This is a genomic window from Flavobacterium sp. KY-23415 (genome assembly GCF_055384985.1).
On sequence record NZ_AP044001.1, the window covers coordinates 3,614,257 to 3,629,690 of the forward strand.

A 15,434-nucleotide genomic window follows, 5' to 3' on the forward strand; every position below is an offset into this window, starting at 1 on the left:
AAAAATGAACACTAAATTAAATGTCTTGCTTGTAGATGATCACCCTATTTTTTTGAAAGGATTAGTAGAAGTAATTCAAGATGAGTTCCAGGAGTTTGTTATACATGCTTTTTCAGATTCCGAAAAAGCATTATGTAGCGCAAATGAAATAAATTATGATTTAGTTATTACAGATTTGGATATGCCAAAAATGAATGGAATTGCATTAATAAACGAATTAAAGTTACAAAACCCTAAAGTTATAGTGCTACTTTTAACCATGCATAAAGAACAAGATATCATGCGTTCTGCATTAGTAAATGGAATTGATGGCTATGTATTAAAAGATGATGTTGTAGATGAACTAGTTATAGCTATTGAAGAAGTATTAAAAGGGAACAAGTATATTTCAGAATTAGAGGCTATAAGCAAACATGACGAACAAAATGAAGAATTAAAATCATTAACTAAGACAGAATTGTTGGTTTTAAAAGGTATTTCAGAAAATAAAACCAGTAAAGAAATAGCTAATAATCTTTTTGTAAGTATCAAGACAATTCAAAATCATCGCAATAACATTTCTCGAAAATTACGATTGAAAGGAAGTAACAATCTTTTAAAATTTGCTATAAATAATAAGCATCTACTTTAAAGTTTTTTTGTTAATATGAGTAGGACTACCTATTTTTTGTGCTTAAGGTTTATTTTAGTTTTGTTCTAAATTATGTAAGTATTTACAAAGGTTTTACTTGACATATAATAGAACAAAATAAATTTAAATCATGAAAAAAAATTACAAAATCCTTATTCTATTAGTTTTTCTTTTTAATTTTTCAATAAAAAACTATGCGCAGATAGCAGCAACCTATAATTCTAATACTTCTGGAACGTTATCAGGTGTACCATTTGCAGTGACAAATATAAACGCAATTGGAAATTATACTGCAAATATGTCTTGGAGTGCTTATGCAGCAGCTCCATTACCTAATTCACCTACTCTGCAATACCTTTCAACAGATAATATTACTGTAACTTTCAATACTGCTATACCCAATTTGAGGTTGTATTTTGTCTATTGGAGAGCTGGTGAATATTCATTTGATCAACCATTTACAATTTTATCAGGAAATGACATACAGAATACTTCGGGAAATACTATAGTAGTTTCTTCTGCTGGTTCAGGAATAATTGAATTTACTAATCCCATTACGACTTTAAATGTGTCTGTTATTTCTGCAGCTACAGGATATATGGGTACAACGTTTGGCTTAAGTGAAACCTTATCAATAGATTCAAATGAAACTTTATTCAATGACATTAAATTATTTCCAAATCCTTCAACTGATTTTATTCAGATAAAGGGCTTTTCTGAAAATGAAAGATATAGTATATATAATATGCTTGGAGTAGAGGTAATGAAAGGCATTTGTATAGAAAATAAAATGATTAATATTCAAGAATTAGCAAAGGGAATGTATTTTTTAAAAGTAAATAATAATCAAAATATTAAATTTTTTAAAGAATAAAAGAATAAAAGAATAAAAAAAGCAAGAATCTTTTATAATCAAAATTTAAAAAACATAAAAGGATATGACTAAATGATTTAGGCATATTCTTTTATACGTTTATAGAATTAACAAAAATGGAATTCATTCAAATAGTTGCAATAAGATGGTTTTAGATTGTAATTATTAAAAATTAAATCGATCATAATGTTAAAACTCTTAAAAAAATATTTATGTATGAAGAATGAAATGAATATTTTATTAGTTGATAATCATTCCGCTTTTTTAAAAGGACTTATGGAAGTGATTCATGAGGAATTTGTATCTTTTAATTTATTTTGTTTTTCCTCATCTAAAGCAGCCTTGAATAGTGCAGAAGAAAACAAATATGACTTAGCCATTTTTGATCTAGAAATGGCTGAAATTAATGGTATTTCATTTCATAAAGAATTAAAGTTACTAAATCCAGAAATACTATCGATACTTTTAACCTTACACAAAGAACAAGATATTATGCAATCAGTTTATGAAAAACGAATAGAAGGTTTTGTTCTTAAAGATAACATTCTTGAAGAATTAATAATTGCAATAAAAGAAGTACTCAAAGGGAATAGGTATTTTTCAAAATTAGATCTTTTGAATTAGTAATGCAAAAAAGCAATAGCAAGCATGGTTTACTAGAATGTTTTAGGTTTTACTATAGATTTTAAAAGAAGAAGTGGTATTCTTCAAAATGAAAAAGTACAATTATAGGCTATAGTTGTACTTTTTTTAGTTAAAAAAGTCATGTAAAATCAAAAGAATGAGTAGGAATACCTATTTTAATTTATCCATACATTCTTTTACTTTGCCTTGTAAGTCTATTAACCAGTATTAGTAACCAATTGTAATGAAATAGCGTTATAAAAGGATGCGAAATAGAAGATTTACAAAGTGTACCATACATTAATAGTATTTGTTTATTTTTTTTCCATTCCTCAATAATGTAATTGTTTCAAAATAATTATTAAACAAATTTAAGAATGAAAAACAAAGATGAAAATCCAATTTTACTTCAACAAGAAGAAAATTTAAACGAACAAAAAAAAAGTTATTGGACACCTAGCGGTATTACATTCGAAGATGTACAATTATCTGACAATGGAATAGGACCTGATCAAAGAAAAAGAGCCTTAGATCAACTCTCAAAATATGTTAAACATTCTCAAGAAAATTTTTTAGGCTATCAAGCAACGCAAAGGATGGATTTCTCAGAATTTTCTAAATACCTAGATGTGTCAATAAATAATATAGGCGATTCCTTTTCAAGTCCTAAATGGAATAGTAGTGAAGTGCCTCCTGATGGTTATTTTAGAATGAATGATAAATGGATTGAGAGAGCAGTATTAGACTATTATGCAAAATTATGGAACGCAAAATGCCCCAGACTTGTAGAAGAAGATAAAGAAGAAGGTTGGCTTGAAACTTATTGGGGATATGTTTTGACAATGGGAAGCACAGAAGGTAATCTTCTTGCCATGAGAAATGGAAGAGATTATCTCAATGGTACTTTATTGCAATATGATCCTAAAAATAAAACAAATACCAATAATACTTTTATCAATAAATCACTTGAAGAAGTAGGCTACGTTCAAGCAGTTCAAGATGAAATAAATCCAAACGCACTCACTCCAGTACTTTTTTATTCAGAAGCCACTCATTACTCTATAAAAAAGTTAGCCCAAGTATTACAAATAAAGACCTTTGCACAAATTGCTATAGAAAGAGGATTTCGAAACCCATTCACAGAAGATGGAAAATGGCCTAATACCATTCCAATAGATAAAACGGGAGCTATTAAGGTTGATGAATTGGTTAAATATGCTGCTTTTTTTATACAAAAAGGTTTTCCAATTCTAGTGAACTTTAATTATGGAACAACTTGGACAGGAGCTTATGATAATGTAGGAGAAGCTGTAGAAAAATTAGAGCCAGTTTTAAGGAGATTTAATATGTTTGATAGAAAAATTATTATTGGAAGAAAAGAATATGAAAGAAATGGCTTTTGGTATCATGTTGATGGTGCTCTTGGTGCAGCATTTGTTCCTTTTGTGAAAAATAATGCTGAGGTCAGTGATGAAATCTCAAAAAAGTTTCCAGATTTTGATTTTAAACTGCATATTCACTCTATCTCTACAAGTGGTCACAAGTGGTTAGGAATGCCATGGCCATGTGGTATCTATATGACAAAAAATAAATATTTAATTTCAAATAATGTACCAGATTATGTGGGTTCACTGGATTCTACACTTGCAGGATCACGTAATGGATTTTCTGCTTTATTAATGTGGGATTATTTATCTAAAAGGTCTAAAGATGATTTGAAAGTAGAGGTGCTAAATGCATTATATATTGCAGAATATGCTAAAAAGGAATTAGAAAAAATACATAAAGAAGGTGTTTCATATGTACCAGGTTCACTAGCTGTTATTTTTCCAAAACCAAACGACATTAACATCATAAAGAAGTATGCACTTGCCTCTTCGGGTAATTTTTCTCATATCTTCATTATGAGACATGTAACTAAAGTGATGATTGATAATTTGATAGAAGAATTAAAGAAGAATCTATTAAAAGAAGGACATTTATTAGCCAGTAAAACAGCAAATGATTCTGTTGATTATAGTTATGGCTGGTAATAAATTTTAAGTGAAATAGTATAGATAAAAAAGTACAATTATAAGGTTTAGTTGTATTTTTTTTACTAAAAAAAGTTACGTAAAATCTAAAGAATGAGTAATATAATTGAGACAATCATTTTATAAAGGTTAATACCGAATGGAATTGTTTATTCAGTTAAAAACAGAATAATACGCTATAAATGGTTATAAATAAAAATGACTATCTGATAAACTTAATAGACTATAAGTTAAATATTTAAGTTTATAAATAATTTAAAAAAAAGGCTGTCCAAAAAGTCGGTAATCTTGTCATTTCGACCAAAGGGAGAAATCACATAAGGCTGATTATGAAACATGTCCTTGCGTCGGAGTGACAAATAGCTGTCGATTGTTTATTTTTTGGACAACCATTTTTTTAACTAGGGAGTTTGACTTTTTGGATTCACTACTGTTGTATTTTCAGTGCAAACAATATCAGACCAACCATTTGTTAGTGAAACATAAGAAACCGCACTAGAACTTGTACTTAAATGATCTCCAGAAATTCGTATAGATCTTGGAGAACCTAATGCAGTTTTTCCTGTACATGTCCAGCTATTACCAGCTGTAACCATCGCTTTTTCTCTAGCAGATAGTTCAAATTTTTTCATTTTGTTAATCATTATATTTTTGTTTAAATGTTATATTCAAAATTATATTATTTTTTATTTTAAAAAAAAATAATTTCACTAATACATTATCTAACTACTTCTCTTATTATTAAATCCAAATTATGCATTAAACTTTAATTATGAGAGAAATGGATGTAAAATTGTTGCGAAGTACGGAAGTTTTGCCACAAAAACGTACTGTTTAGCTACATTGAGAACGTAAAAATATCTACTAAAGTAAATATAAAGTAGCTTTTTCGTAATAGAATTCTAATGCGTAATTTAGGTTTAAATTTGAAAGTATTTAACTCAAGTTTCAAGTATTTAAAGTCGTTATCAATTTTAATTTCGAGATTTTTGATATGTTATGAAATTATTTTGCTAACCGAGAGAAATACTTACCTTATAATTTAATTGAAGAGCCGACAAAATAAACCTGAATTTGGAGTCAAGCAAAACTATTTAAAAGTGATAGCTTAATTTTAACCATTTTCAGCGGTTGTTTCTGCCTTTATCTCATTTTCTAAAATAGATAAGATGTTTCTAAGCAATTGAAGTATTGTATCACACTCCTCAATCACGATGGTGTTGACACCTTCAAACCCAATCAAATTGTTTTTGTATTCTACATTAGACATTAATGTGTTGAATGCTAATTCCAGTTTTGCATCATTCCAGTCGTTCCAATTATGACTTGGAATTGGGATTGATTTAGAATAACATTCAATATATTTTAGTCCAGAATTCCAAAGGATTTGTTCGTTTTCATACAAGTTTTCTATTTGGTTTTTCCAATCAGCAATAAAATATTTTAGTGATTTATTTGAAATTAATCCTATTTCACCTGAAGAAATCAAAGCATCAATTACACCATTAGATGGATTAGTCATTCCAAACATGAATTGATTTACATGAAACGCTTCAAAAGATTGATAGTTCGCTTTTCCGGTGCTGATCTGTCTGATATATTTTGTCAATTTTGGTGCAATTGAAACTCTTAAAGACTGTTTGTTGCTTATTCTTTCTTCATTTAATTTAAATTCTTTGTATAAATCAACTAATGCATTTTTTTCTTTCTTTTTTTCAATCCTGTTCTGATTCCAATTGCTTACTTGCAGTGCTAAAAGTATTCCTATCATAACAAGAAAAATTTCCCCAACAGCATAGGCAATATATCTTTTTAAATCGCTCTTATTCAATAGTTTTTTTCTTATTGTTTGAAGTAATTTCATTATTCTTTTAATGTTAATTTTCTGAATATTAAAGAACGGTTTTTCATTTAAAAACCTTTGCTAATGTTATTTTAGATTCAAATTAAAAGTAAAAATAGCGGATTTATGCAAGACTATAAAATATTTTGAATGTAATGTTTTATTTAGATCTTTAGCTACAAAACATTCGAAGCTAGTTTTTAAGAACGTTTCTTTTTATTAATTACTTCTGCAAATAAAGTTCCTTTAAATGACTTTAAAAGTAGTTGGGTTTTTATGTTTTTTGATTATATTTTTAAAAAATAGTAGTTTTGATATAATTATTTTTCTGATATCCAATCAATTAATATGTGAAGCGGTTCTTTGTCCATATTATATAAAGAAGAGCCTACAATTCCATTTCTATCCGTTAAATAATGGTTCAATCCATCAAATATTTCAATTTCAATGTTTGCATTTTTGAACGATTTAATTTGTTCAATTTCATCTTTATGATTAATGATTTTGTCTTTAGTACCCGTAAGATATAATGATTTAATAGAAATAGTTTTGACTGTTTCTTCAAGGTTTGTTGTTATAGCTTCTATTAAAAATTTGTCATTTAATAAGGCAATAAATCTTTTATTGAAGCCTTTTTCTTTTATATAATTTTTAATTTCTTTTTTTAATGAATTTGCATCGCTGTCAATTATAAGTTCAAAGTAACCCTCTAAAAAAGTTATTATTTCTTCTTTAGTTTTATCCTTGCGCATAATTTCTGGAATACTGTTTTCATAGTTCTCTTTCAATTGATTCATTACAAAAGCACCATTTTTAATAATTGGTGTTTCTATTAAAACTATAAAATCTGGACTACAACTATCTTCAATAACTTTTAGGGTTGCAATACCTCCATTGCTATGTCCAATAATCCCGATTTTCTTATCACTATTTAATTTTTGCAAAGTTTTAAATGCAAAGTTTAAATCATTTGATAAATCTTTAGCCAATTCAGAATAATTACCTTCTGATTTTCCAATGCCTCGTTCATCAAATCGGTAGACAGCAATATTCTTTTTTAGGAGTTGTTCCGCTACTATATAATGAGAATTCCTTGTGTCTTTCCCGCTACCAGGAACAATTATAACAATTTTATCAAAGTGATTTTTGGGCTTTATTAGTGTTCCGGAAAGTTTGATGTTTTCGTCTTGGTTTTGAAACTCAATTTCGTTAAAATCATAATTTTCAGAATTACTTATTTCTTTTTCATATTCAAAAATATTTTGTGCATTTGAAATGAAAAATAAAAACAAAAAAAATATTGATATAGTTTTTTTCATAATTATCGTTAGCAATCTTAGCTAAGAGTAGTTGCTTGGTTTAGTATTTGCTTTGAAGTACATTTGATATTGAAAAATCCACTTGGATTTCCACAACAAGCAGGAAGCAAGTAATATTATTATGCATTGTTAAGCACATTTTTTAAAATTCTACTATAATTATAATTTCATAATTTTTTAATAAACAAAATTCTGAAATTTGATATAATTTTTTTAATTCGTTTAGTGTTTCATTATGAAACTCAGTAAGGTTATTTTCGTTTAAATAGTCTATTAGTCTTTTTGTGATTAAACACAGATTTTCTGGTTTGATATGTTCCCAATCGGAACTAGGTCTGTCTTGAATAGCTAAACGATATAATTTTTCACCAGCATAGTCATAATATGAAAGAGATTTTATTTCTTCTTCAGAGAGAAACTTATCATAAGATATTGTACCGTTATCTGAATAAGAATCATTATTTTGATTTTCAAAACTAAATTGGTTGCTAATTAAATTATAAGTTGGATAAAAATGTATTGAACAACCATATGCTTGTTGTTCATTTTGCCAATCTATTTTCGTTAAAAAATCATGTAATTTTTTAAAATTATTATCATTTTCATAATCAATTGGATTACCATCAATTATAACTTTAAACATTTCATATCTATTCATCTTAAAAGCTTTTATAATTAATTATCAAATCTTCTTTAGAGATTAACGGAATTAAATTTTCATGATATAGAACCTGCTCACTATTTGTAAAAGTTTCTTCAGTATTTAATCCATCTAGTCTAGGCATTAAATCAATATTAAATGGAAATAATTTTATTCTTATAATTTTCCCTTTTTTCAAATCATCAAGAATTCTATTTTGTTTTATACCCAAATCTATTAAAGAATTTTGAATTAAATAAATATTTTGTTTATCTACCTTAACCAATAAATCCAAATCTAATGTAGATTTTGTTTCATTTCTTATCAATTTTGCACATCCTCCAGTTACCAAATATTCAACATTATTTTGATTAAATTTTTCTGTTACTCTATTGATAAATTCTGTTGTCATTTGTTAATAGTGGTCAACTTCAGTTCGTCTAAAATTTATTAATAATTTATATTTTGAAGTAAAAATTGCGATTTATGTTACCTAAAAAAAGGGAATATGCTTGTATTGTAAAAAAATAAAACATGAGTTAACATTTCATTTATGTAAATTTTATAACTGTAAAACATTCTATTACTAATACAATGTTAACGAATTCATAGTTCATTTATACTCGTAATTATAGTTTGACTTTATTATTTGTGTTTACAAGTTATTCCGGTACTAGAATATATTGGATTTTCAAGATAATTATCTAAATTATTGTTTTCTGTTAGTTCAATTTCAAAAACAATATATGGAATACCACAGTTGTCTGATTTGTATGGGTTGAAATTAACTATTAAACCTTTTTGCCAATTATCATTAATATCATGTTCTACTATTTTTACAGAAGTAAAAATGTCATCTACTATTGAGAATAAAATATCGCTACCATATTCTGTTATTTCGGTAAACTTAGTTAATGGTTTTGCTTCACCATATTCTTCTTCTATTTTAGGAATAAGTTTATTATAAACTTTTTCAAAAAATGAAGAAGGTTCTTTATTTAGCTGCTTATTTTCTTCTATTATTAATAAGGTTCTAAAAAGGAGGTTTGCTTTAATATCCTTCTCACATTGTAAATTATACCACTCAAGCGATGGAGCATCAGGATGTATATTTTCAATCTTCAACCTAAATTTTGTCTTTTCAAATTTAGTGATAGTTATTTTGCTTAATGATGACATATTAAATTGTTATAGGTAATCTATTATCATAATTGATTAATTCGATTCCTGACAGTTAATTTTTGTGCATTGATTTCGGTAGAGTTACACTAATTTCAAACCATTACAAATATAACAAACCATTTTGTTTAATTGTAGACTATTTCATTGTAAAATTTGGAAGTTTGTATTTTGTCAAACAATTGTTCTTGTTGCACAACTCAATTTTGAATCAATTAATCGTATTTGTTCATCGTTTTTTGGTAAATTAGAAGATTTTAGCTAAACAAAAAAAGCATTAATTGTTTTAGTTTCCAAAATTAGAGTGACTAAAAAATGCTTTTTATGGTTCAAAAGTAGGTAAAGTACTTTTAAATCAATATTTTCAGCAAAATCGGAAGGGTAATAAGCTAATCTTTTTGTTTTGATATAAACAAATTTTAAGGCAAAAGTAGCAATATTGCTATTTAATCAATATTTCTATATTCAGTCGGGCTGAATCCGGTCTTGTTTTTAAACACTTTGGCAAAATGTTGAGGATATTCAAATCCTAAATCATATGCAATCTCGCTGATTGATTTTGTTGAGTTTAGCAAGATAGTTTTTGCCTTGTCAATGATATAAAAATGGATATGCTCTTTTGTGTTTCTTCCTGTTTCTTTTTTGAGTAGGTCACTTAAATAATATGGTGAAATGCCTAATTCTTCTCCAAGGTATTTTACAGAAGGTAGACCAATTTCTGACGGAAGACTAGAATCAAAATACTTTTTCAATACTGTATTGAATTTACATATAATATCTTTATTCAGATTGGTACGAGTGAGAAATTGCCGATCGTAATAGCGAATACAATAGTCAAGCACCATTTTTATATTAGAAATAATTAATTCTTGACTATGTCTGTCAATATTTTGAGAGTATTCTCTTTCTATATTAGCTATAATTTGATTTAAAAATTGTTTTTCATCTTCTGACACATGCAAAGCCTCATTAACTTCATAGTTAAAGAAAGAGTAATCATTTATTTTCATTCCTAACTCAGACTTTCTAATCAAATCTGGATGAAACAGCAGAATCCAACTTTTGGTTAGGTCAGGAGGTTGGGCATTGGAATCTACCTTAACAGTTTGACCTGGTGCCATAAATACCATTGTTCCTTCCTGATAATCATAATTGTTTCTACCATACATGCAGGTAACATTCATGCCTGCTTTAAGGTTAATAATAAAAAGATTAAAGGAAAACTTTATATCGGAAGAACTAAGTGTAGCCAAGCGGTCATTATTCCGCAATACGGTTACTAAGGGGTGCTTGGGTTTCTCAATACCAAGCATCTGATGTATCTGACTGATGGATGTTATTTCAACGATTTTATCATTCATAAGCTAAATTTTAAAAAAATCGCATAATCATTTTTTCGAAAAGTCTATCACTCAATAGCCAACGCATGAATAGGATGGTTGATGACATATAGCCCACTGCATAGCGTGTTTTGGGATTAGCCGAATTTATAATCTTCATCACAACATCACTAATTACTGAAGGTGGAGATAATCGTTTAGGGTCGGCATAGTTTTTTGCATATGATTCAGCTACTTTTCTTGAAAATGCTTCATAAGCACCATTTCTAGAGCGTTCTAACAAAGGTTTATTCATAACATCTCCAAATTCTGTTTTAATGCCACCTGGTTCAATAATAGCCACATTTATATTGAATGGTTTTAACTCAATACGTAAACTATCGCTCCATCCTTCCAAGGCATGTTTAGTAGCATGGTACCAAGCCCCAAGTGGTGTAAACACTTTACCCCCAACAGATGATGTGTTTATAATCGTACCAGACATTTGTTTTCTCATAAAAGGGAGTACTCTTTTAGTAACTTCTGCCAAACCAAATAGATTAACCTCAAACTGCCTTTTAGCATCTTCATATGAAACATCTTCTACTGCTCCAGCTACAGAATACCCTGCATTGTTCCATAGTACATCTATTCTGCCTTGTTCGGATATAATTTTGTTTACTGATTTTTTGATAGATTCATTATCTGTCACATCTAATTCTAAGACGTGTCCGCCAGCCTCAATAATATCTTGCATTCTGTTGATTCTTCTTGCTCCACCGTAAACGATATGTCCTTCTTTAATGAGTCTTAATGCTCCATCTTTTCCCATTCCAGATGAAGCTCCTGTGATAAGAATTACTTTCTTGTCTTTCATGATATACTTTCTTAAATTTATTTATCACAAAGGTCAATAATAGCTAGGTCTTCATTGAATACATTTTTAGAAGAGATGAATACATTTTGCAGAATTGTTGCTTTTGCTTGTTGTCAACATCAGTTTATCTAAAAAAAACTTTCGTTTGTGTTATTATTGATTATAATTTTAAAGTAAAAATAGCGGATTTATGCTAGACTAAAAAACTTTTCGAAAACACTGTAAAGGAATCTTAATGAAGAGTATGTTTTGATTCTGTATAAAGGTTCAACATCGGTTTGCTTTAATAAGTGTTTGTTGATAACAGTTCATTACTTCGTCTGTTCGCTTTGCAGGAGTGTTTATTCTTCGTGTCTAACAACAGAAAGGGTGGAATAATTACCATAAATTATACTTCATTAATATAGCCTCAATAACTAATTATTACTACAAAATGGCATGGTTTTTTCTACTTTCCTTATGGTTTCAAAAGGTTTTTGTTCGGTAGAGCTTCGGAAAGGGGTACCACAACCCCGAACAAAACACGAACCAAACCCGAACGAAACCATACAAAAAATGCACGAATAGTTTTTATGATTTTGAATATATTTTTCAAAAAAGTAGGCTCTTTTTTTAGAATGTGATAAACAATCAAAGCAAAATATCGTTGTGTTTTTATTTTATAATTGAATTAGCAAGCAAGAAAAACAATATGTTACAGTAAATTTTAGTGAAAGAGGGTATAACGTTTTAAATTATTAACTATGGCAATTTTAAAAACAGCTGGAAATTATCCTAAAAGGATTGGGAATTTTGTTATCTATACGTCTCGTGGACAAACGATTTTAAGAACTTGTAGCGGTTTTACAACAGCGGCATTAAAAAAGGAAAAAAAGTATAAGAAATGCAGACAAAATGCCAACGAGTTTGGAAATGTTTCTTCTTTATGCAAAGAGATTAGATTGGTATTAAAAGACTTGCTACCCAAAAAAAACAATCTTGAAGTGGTGAACACTTTTACAAAGACAATGCATGCTGTAATGAGGTGTGACACAATTTCTTCAAAAGGGAAACGCAATTTGGCAACTGCTATGGAAACAACTGAAGCTAAAACAATGCTAAAAAATTATCATTTTAACCCTAATGCAGCAGTTTCTTTGGAGTATAGTTTAACAGAGGCTATAAATGTTGCTTCAGTGAACCTAAAACCACTTAAAGGAGCACACTATCTTGGTGCAAAAGTTCATTATTTCACTTTTGATTTTACAACCAAAATGGCGCAATTAAATAGTAGTGCTATCGTTTTTTATAAAATAAGGCAATTGCCAGAGCAATTACAGTTGGCTTTACCAGAGCGACCTCAAAATTGTACGGGTTTTTTATTTACAATTCTAGAGTTGGAATATTACACTTGCAAAAACAATTTTTTTAGTCCATTAGTAAATGATACAAGCAAAGTTGTTATGATTTTAGATGTTATTGACTGTTAATAAAAGTTTGTTAATTAGTTATAGATTGAACTCTAAACTTTGTTTTGAGCATTTAGGATGCAAAATAGACTCAAAAACAGGAAACCTTTGCCCCACAAATGCAGTTTAGTAAAACCAGCAAATTATCCTTATTAATTAGTAGGACAAATTAGGTTTTATAAGCACTGATATGCTTTGAGTGATTTATTTGTAATGCTTTGAATTGTAGTTTTTTACATTTTTTCTGTAACTATAGTTAAACTTTTAAATTCATGTTATTCATTTACTTTTTTTGCTAAATTTGGTTGGTTAAAATTAGATAGTTGTTTAAAAAAAAATAGTGTGTTTTTTATCTAAAAATTTAATTTGGAGATGCAAAAATTAACGTTCTGTAATTTAACAAATGTCTTTTTTACAAATAAACAATAATAAATCTAAAAATTTAAAACAATGAAAAAAATCAAATTAGAGGGTAAACTAAATCTTAATAAAGAGACAGTTACTCAATTGAATGATGCTCAAATGAAAAATTTAAATGGTGGAGCATGGTTTACGCTTTACCACTGTAACAGAACAAGAAATTGTGCTACAGCAACTTGCCCAACAGCAACTTGTCCAACAGGGTCTTGCCCAGACGTTTGTGTACCTCATACAGAAGGTGGTTCTATCTGTCAATCAGGATGTGGAGATATGCAATGTCCATAATGTAACAGTAACGCTATACAAAAAGGCTTTCCATAACTATGGAAAGTTTTTTTTTGGGGTTATTCTAAATTGAAATTAAACACAAACTTTGAACTATAGTAAGTAAATAAGTTTTGTTATAGTTTTTCTGTAATAATAGTTAAACTTTTGCTAGGTTGATTTTCATGTCCTTTTTTTGTTAAATTTGGTTAGTATGTTGTTTTTTCTCAAATTTATAAAGCAACTTAAAGATAGGTTTTGGAATTTAAGATAGTCATAACAAACAAATAGTAAACATGAAAAAAATTAGATTAGAAGGAAAATTAAATTTAAACAAAGAAACTGTTACAAGATTAAACGAAGCACAATTGAAAGGTGTTAATGGAGGTACATTTTTTACCCTTAAAGGATGTAATGGAAACAATACTAAGCTATGTGTAACAGATGCTTGTCAAACCCTAAATTTTCCTTGCACAATACAAAATACAGTCATTTGTCCAACTCAAGGAGTAACTGTTTGTCAATCCAGATGTGGGGATCTACAATGTATATAAATAGCTAAAAGAGTAGTATTAAGGAACTAAAAAGATGTTAACCTGTCTAAAATTATAGATTGCTTCGTAGGCTTTAACTGCTTAGCATACTAAATGCTAGTACCTAATAAAATATTAAATTTACTTTATAGGGTAGATTTATCGCATTTTGATAAGTTTTCTTATAAGCTATCGCTTTTAAATGAAATTGTAAAGCATGAAAGAAATTCTAGAAAAAAAGACCAAACAAATTGTAGATACAATTATCAGTCATAATTATAATAGCATGAGTTTGTTGTCTGGAAATACGGGTTCATTATTTTTATTGAGTTATTATGCAGAATATACTAAAGAAGAGAAATATTTAGAACTTGTTGAAGAAATTATTGTAAACATATATAACAATATTAATAATGGCCATTATTACATTGACTTTAGTTATTCTAATGGTGTTACAGGATTTCTTTGGGCTTTGAACAACTTGTTAGAATCAGGACATATTGATATTGATTTTGACGAATATTTTTCAGAAGCAATTCCTAACATAGCAAATTATATGATGGAAAAAGCGGAAGAAGAAAATTTCGATTTCCTGCATGGTGCTATTGGACCTGCTAATTTTCTATTAGATATTGCGCATAAATTTCCAAGTTGTTTTTCGTTTTTAAATGAGTTTAATGCAAAACTTATAGCTAAAGGAAACTATAATGCAGAAGAGGAGACTTTGCATTATATTTCATCTATCATAAAGACGGGAAATGAAACAGAAGAGGTTATAAATTTAAGTTTGTCTCACGGAATGGCAGCTATTATGCACTACCTCGTGCGCTGCTTAAAACATAAAGCGTTACATTCTGAAACATTGGTAGTTGCCTTGAGAAGAATAATTACGGTCTATAAAAAATATCAAAACCCAATAGCAACTAATGGAAGTTATTTTCCATCATGGATTAAATTAGAAAACCATCAGCCATTTACAAGTCGTTTGGCTTGGTGTTATGGCGATTTGGGTATTGGTACAGAATTATATAGAGCAGGAGATTTTTTGAAAGATAATGAACTGAAAGACTATGCATTAAAAATATTAAAACACACTGCAACAAGAAGAGAAGTTGTTAAAGAAAATGTAGCCGACGGCAATTTTTGTCATGGGAGTTGTGGTTTGGTAGCGGTCTATAGAACACTCTATGCGCTAACTAATGAAGAGTTGTTTTTGGAAACTGCTAATTATTGGTTACAAATGACTCTAAATCATGCAGTGCATGAAGACGGAATAGCGGGCTATAAAACATATTTAGGTGGAAAAAAAATATTTGAATACAACCCTAGTCTTTTAGAAGGAGCTACTGGTGTTGGGATGGTATTTTTAGAAACATTGATGGAGAAAGAATTACCTTGGAAAAAAGCGTTAATGCTTTAAGATAGGCTAT

The 15,434-nt window shown here is 28.6% G+C and carries 16 protein-coding genes; 8 read left to right on the forward strand and 8 right to left on the reverse strand.

Annotated features, from left to right (window positions below; all coding sequences use genetic code 11):
- Positions 1-4 precede the first annotated feature (4 nt).
- From ACZ49Z_RS15765 to ACZ49Z_RS15780, 4 genes are all read left to right on the forward strand, one after another.
- On the forward strand, positions 5-631 hold the full coding sequence (locus tag ACZ49Z_RS15765) for a response regulator (protein ID WP_464305257.1): 627 nt from the start codon (positions 5-7) through the stop codon (positions 629-631).
- A 130-nt stretch (positions 632-761) separates the two neighbouring features.
- The gene (locus ACZ49Z_RS15770; protein WP_464305258.1) at positions 762-1,505 is read left to right on the forward strand and encodes a T9SS type A sorting domain-containing protein; all 744 of its coding nucleotides are present in this window, start codon (positions 762-764) and stop codon (positions 1,503-1,505) included.
- Positions 1,506-1,721: 216 nt separating this feature from the next.
- Positions 1,722-2,129, forward strand: coding sequence for a response regulator (locus tag ACZ49Z_RS15775; protein ID WP_464305259.1), 408 nt, complete (start codon positions 1,722-1,724; stop codon positions 2,127-2,129).
- A gap of 377 nt (positions 2,130-2,506) precedes the next feature.
- Positions 2,507-4,162 carry a pyridoxal-dependent decarboxylase gene (locus ACZ49Z_RS15780; protein ID WP_464305260.1) on the forward strand — a complete coding sequence of 552 codons (1,656 nt, stop codon included), beginning with the start codon at positions 2,507-2,509 and terminating at the stop codon, positions 4,160-4,162.
- Between the two features lie 401 nt (positions 4,163-4,563).
- Here ACZ49Z_RS15780 and ACZ49Z_RS15785 read toward each other — a convergent pair whose 3' ends face one another.
- From ACZ49Z_RS15785 to ACZ49Z_RS15820, 8 genes are all read right to left on the reverse strand, one after another.
- Entirely contained in the window at positions 4,564-4,794 is a 231-nt protein-coding gene (locus tag ACZ49Z_RS15785) for a hypothetical protein (RefSeq protein ID WP_464305261.1), read from the reverse strand.
- Between the two features lie 482 nt (positions 4,795-5,276).
- Positions 5,277-6,026: a hypothetical protein gene (locus ACZ49Z_RS15790; RefSeq protein WP_464305262.1), complete on the reverse strand. Its 750-nt coding sequence runs from the start codon at positions 6,024-6,026 to the stop codon at positions 5,277-5,279.
- Between the two features lie 299 nt (positions 6,027-6,325).
- The gene (locus ACZ49Z_RS15795) at positions 6,326-7,324 is read right to left on the reverse strand and encodes an alpha/beta fold hydrolase (protein ID WP_464305263.1); all 999 of its coding nucleotides are present in this window, start codon (positions 7,322-7,324) and stop codon (positions 6,326-6,328) included.
- A gap of 142 nt (positions 7,325-7,466) precedes the next feature.
- Entirely contained in the window at positions 7,467-7,982 is a 516-nt protein-coding gene (locus ACZ49Z_RS15800; RefSeq protein WP_464305264.1) for a hypothetical protein, read from the reverse strand.
- A gap of 1 nt (position 7,983) precedes the next feature.
- The gene (locus ACZ49Z_RS15805; protein WP_464305265.1) at positions 7,984-8,376 is read right to left on the reverse strand and encodes a hypothetical protein; all 393 of its coding nucleotides are present in this window, start codon (positions 8,374-8,376) and stop codon (positions 7,984-7,986) included.
- A 233-nt stretch (positions 8,377-8,609) separates the two neighbouring features.
- Positions 8,610-9,143: a hypothetical protein gene (locus ACZ49Z_RS15810; protein ID WP_464305266.1), complete on the reverse strand. Its 534-nt coding sequence runs from the start codon at positions 9,141-9,143 to the stop codon at positions 8,610-8,612.
- Between the two features lie 446 nt (positions 9,144-9,589).
- Positions 9,590-10,504 carry a helix-turn-helix domain-containing protein gene (locus ACZ49Z_RS15815; protein ID WP_464305267.1) on the reverse strand — a complete coding sequence of 305 codons (915 nt, stop codon included), beginning with the start codon at positions 10,502-10,504 and terminating at the stop codon, positions 9,590-9,592.
- A 10-nt stretch (positions 10,505-10,514) separates the two neighbouring features.
- Positions 10,515-11,339, reverse strand: coding sequence for an oxidoreductase (locus ACZ49Z_RS15820; RefSeq protein ID WP_464305268.1), 825 nt, complete (start codon positions 11,337-11,339; stop codon positions 10,515-10,517).
- A gap of 743 nt (positions 11,340-12,082) precedes the next feature.
- On the opposite strand from ACZ49Z_RS15820, the gene ACZ49Z_RS15825 reads away from it, so the two are divergent.
- From ACZ49Z_RS15825 to ACZ49Z_RS15840, 4 genes are all read left to right on the forward strand, one after another.
- On the forward strand, positions 12,083-12,808 hold the full coding sequence (locus tag ACZ49Z_RS15825) for a hypothetical protein (RefSeq protein ID WP_464305269.1): 726 nt from the start codon (positions 12,083-12,085) through the stop codon (positions 12,806-12,808).
- A gap of 429 nt (positions 12,809-13,237) precedes the next feature.
- Positions 13,238-13,492: a class I lanthipeptide gene (locus ACZ49Z_RS15830; protein ID WP_464305270.1), complete on the forward strand. Its 255-nt coding sequence runs from the start codon at positions 13,238-13,240 to the stop codon at positions 13,490-13,492.
- A gap of 275 nt (positions 13,493-13,767) precedes the next feature.
- Positions 13,768-14,025: a class I lanthipeptide gene (locus tag ACZ49Z_RS15835; protein WP_464305271.1), complete on the forward strand. Its 258-nt coding sequence runs from the start codon at positions 13,768-13,770 to the stop codon at positions 14,023-14,025.
- Positions 14,026-14,221: 196 nt separating this feature from the next.
- Positions 14,222-15,424, forward strand: a complete 1,203-nt coding sequence (locus ACZ49Z_RS15840) for a lanthionine synthetase C family protein (RefSeq protein WP_464305272.1) — start codon at positions 14,222-14,224, stop codon at positions 15,422-15,424.
- Positions 15,425-15,434: the final 10 nt, after the last annotated feature.

Bases quoted from the DNA above. Each gene is read 5' to 3' on its own strand.
- ACZ49Z_RS15785 (WP_464305261.1), bottom strand. From the start codon at position 4,794: ATGAAAAAATTTGAACTATCTGCTAGAGAAAAAGCGATGGTTACAGCT.
- ACZ49Z_RS15775 (WP_464305259.1), top strand. From the start codon at position 1,722: ATGAAGAATGAAATGAATATTTTATTAGTTGATAATCATTCCGCTTTT.
- ACZ49Z_RS15835 (WP_464305271.1), top strand. From the start codon at position 13,768: ATGAAAAAAATTAGATTAGAAGGAAAATTAAATTTAAACAAAGAAACT.
- ACZ49Z_RS15815 (WP_464305267.1), bottom strand. From the start codon at position 10,504: ATGAATGATAAAATCGTTGAAATAACATCCATCAGTCAGATACATCAG.
- ACZ49Z_RS15820 (WP_464305268.1), bottom strand. From the start codon at position 11,339: ATGAAAGACAAGAAAGTAATTCTTATCACAGGAGCTTCATCTGGAATG.
- ACZ49Z_RS15830 (WP_464305270.1), top strand. From the start codon at position 13,238: ATGAAAAAAATCAAATTAGAGGGTAAACTAAATCTTAATAAAGAGACA.
- ACZ49Z_RS15765 (WP_464305257.1), top strand. From the start codon at position 5: ATGAACACTAAATTAAATGTCTTGCTTGTAGATGATCACCCTATTTTT.
- ACZ49Z_RS15780 (WP_464305260.1), top strand. From the start codon at position 2,507: ATGAAAAACAAAGATGAAAATCCAATTTTACTTCAACAAGAAGAAAAT.
- ACZ49Z_RS15770 (WP_464305258.1), top strand. From the start codon at position 762: ATGAAAAAAAATTACAAAATCCTTATTCTATTAGTTTTTCTTTTTAAT.
- ACZ49Z_RS15790 (WP_464305262.1), bottom strand. From the start codon at position 6,026: ATGAAATTACTTCAAACAATAAGAAAAAAACTATTGAATAAGAGCGAT.
- ACZ49Z_RS15800 (WP_464305264.1), bottom strand. From the start codon at position 7,982: ATGAATAGATATGAAATGTTTAAAGTTATAATTGATGGTAATCCAATT.
- ACZ49Z_RS15840 (WP_464305272.1), top strand. From the start codon at position 14,222: ATGAAAGAAATTCTAGAAAAAAAGACCAAACAAATTGTAGATACAATT.
- ACZ49Z_RS15810 (WP_464305266.1), bottom strand. From the start codon at position 9,143: ATGTCATCATTAAGCAAAATAACTATCACTAAATTTGAAAAGACAAAA.
- ACZ49Z_RS15805 (WP_464305265.1), bottom strand. From the start codon at position 8,376: ATGACAACAGAATTTATCAATAGAGTAACAGAAAAATTTAATCAAAAT.
- ACZ49Z_RS15795 (WP_464305263.1), bottom strand. From the start codon at position 7,324: ATGAAAAAAACTATATCAATATTTTTTTTGTTTTTATTTTTCATTTCA.
- ACZ49Z_RS15825 (WP_464305269.1), top strand. From the start codon at position 12,083: ATGGCAATTTTAAAAACAGCTGGAAATTATCCTAAAAGGATTGGGAAT.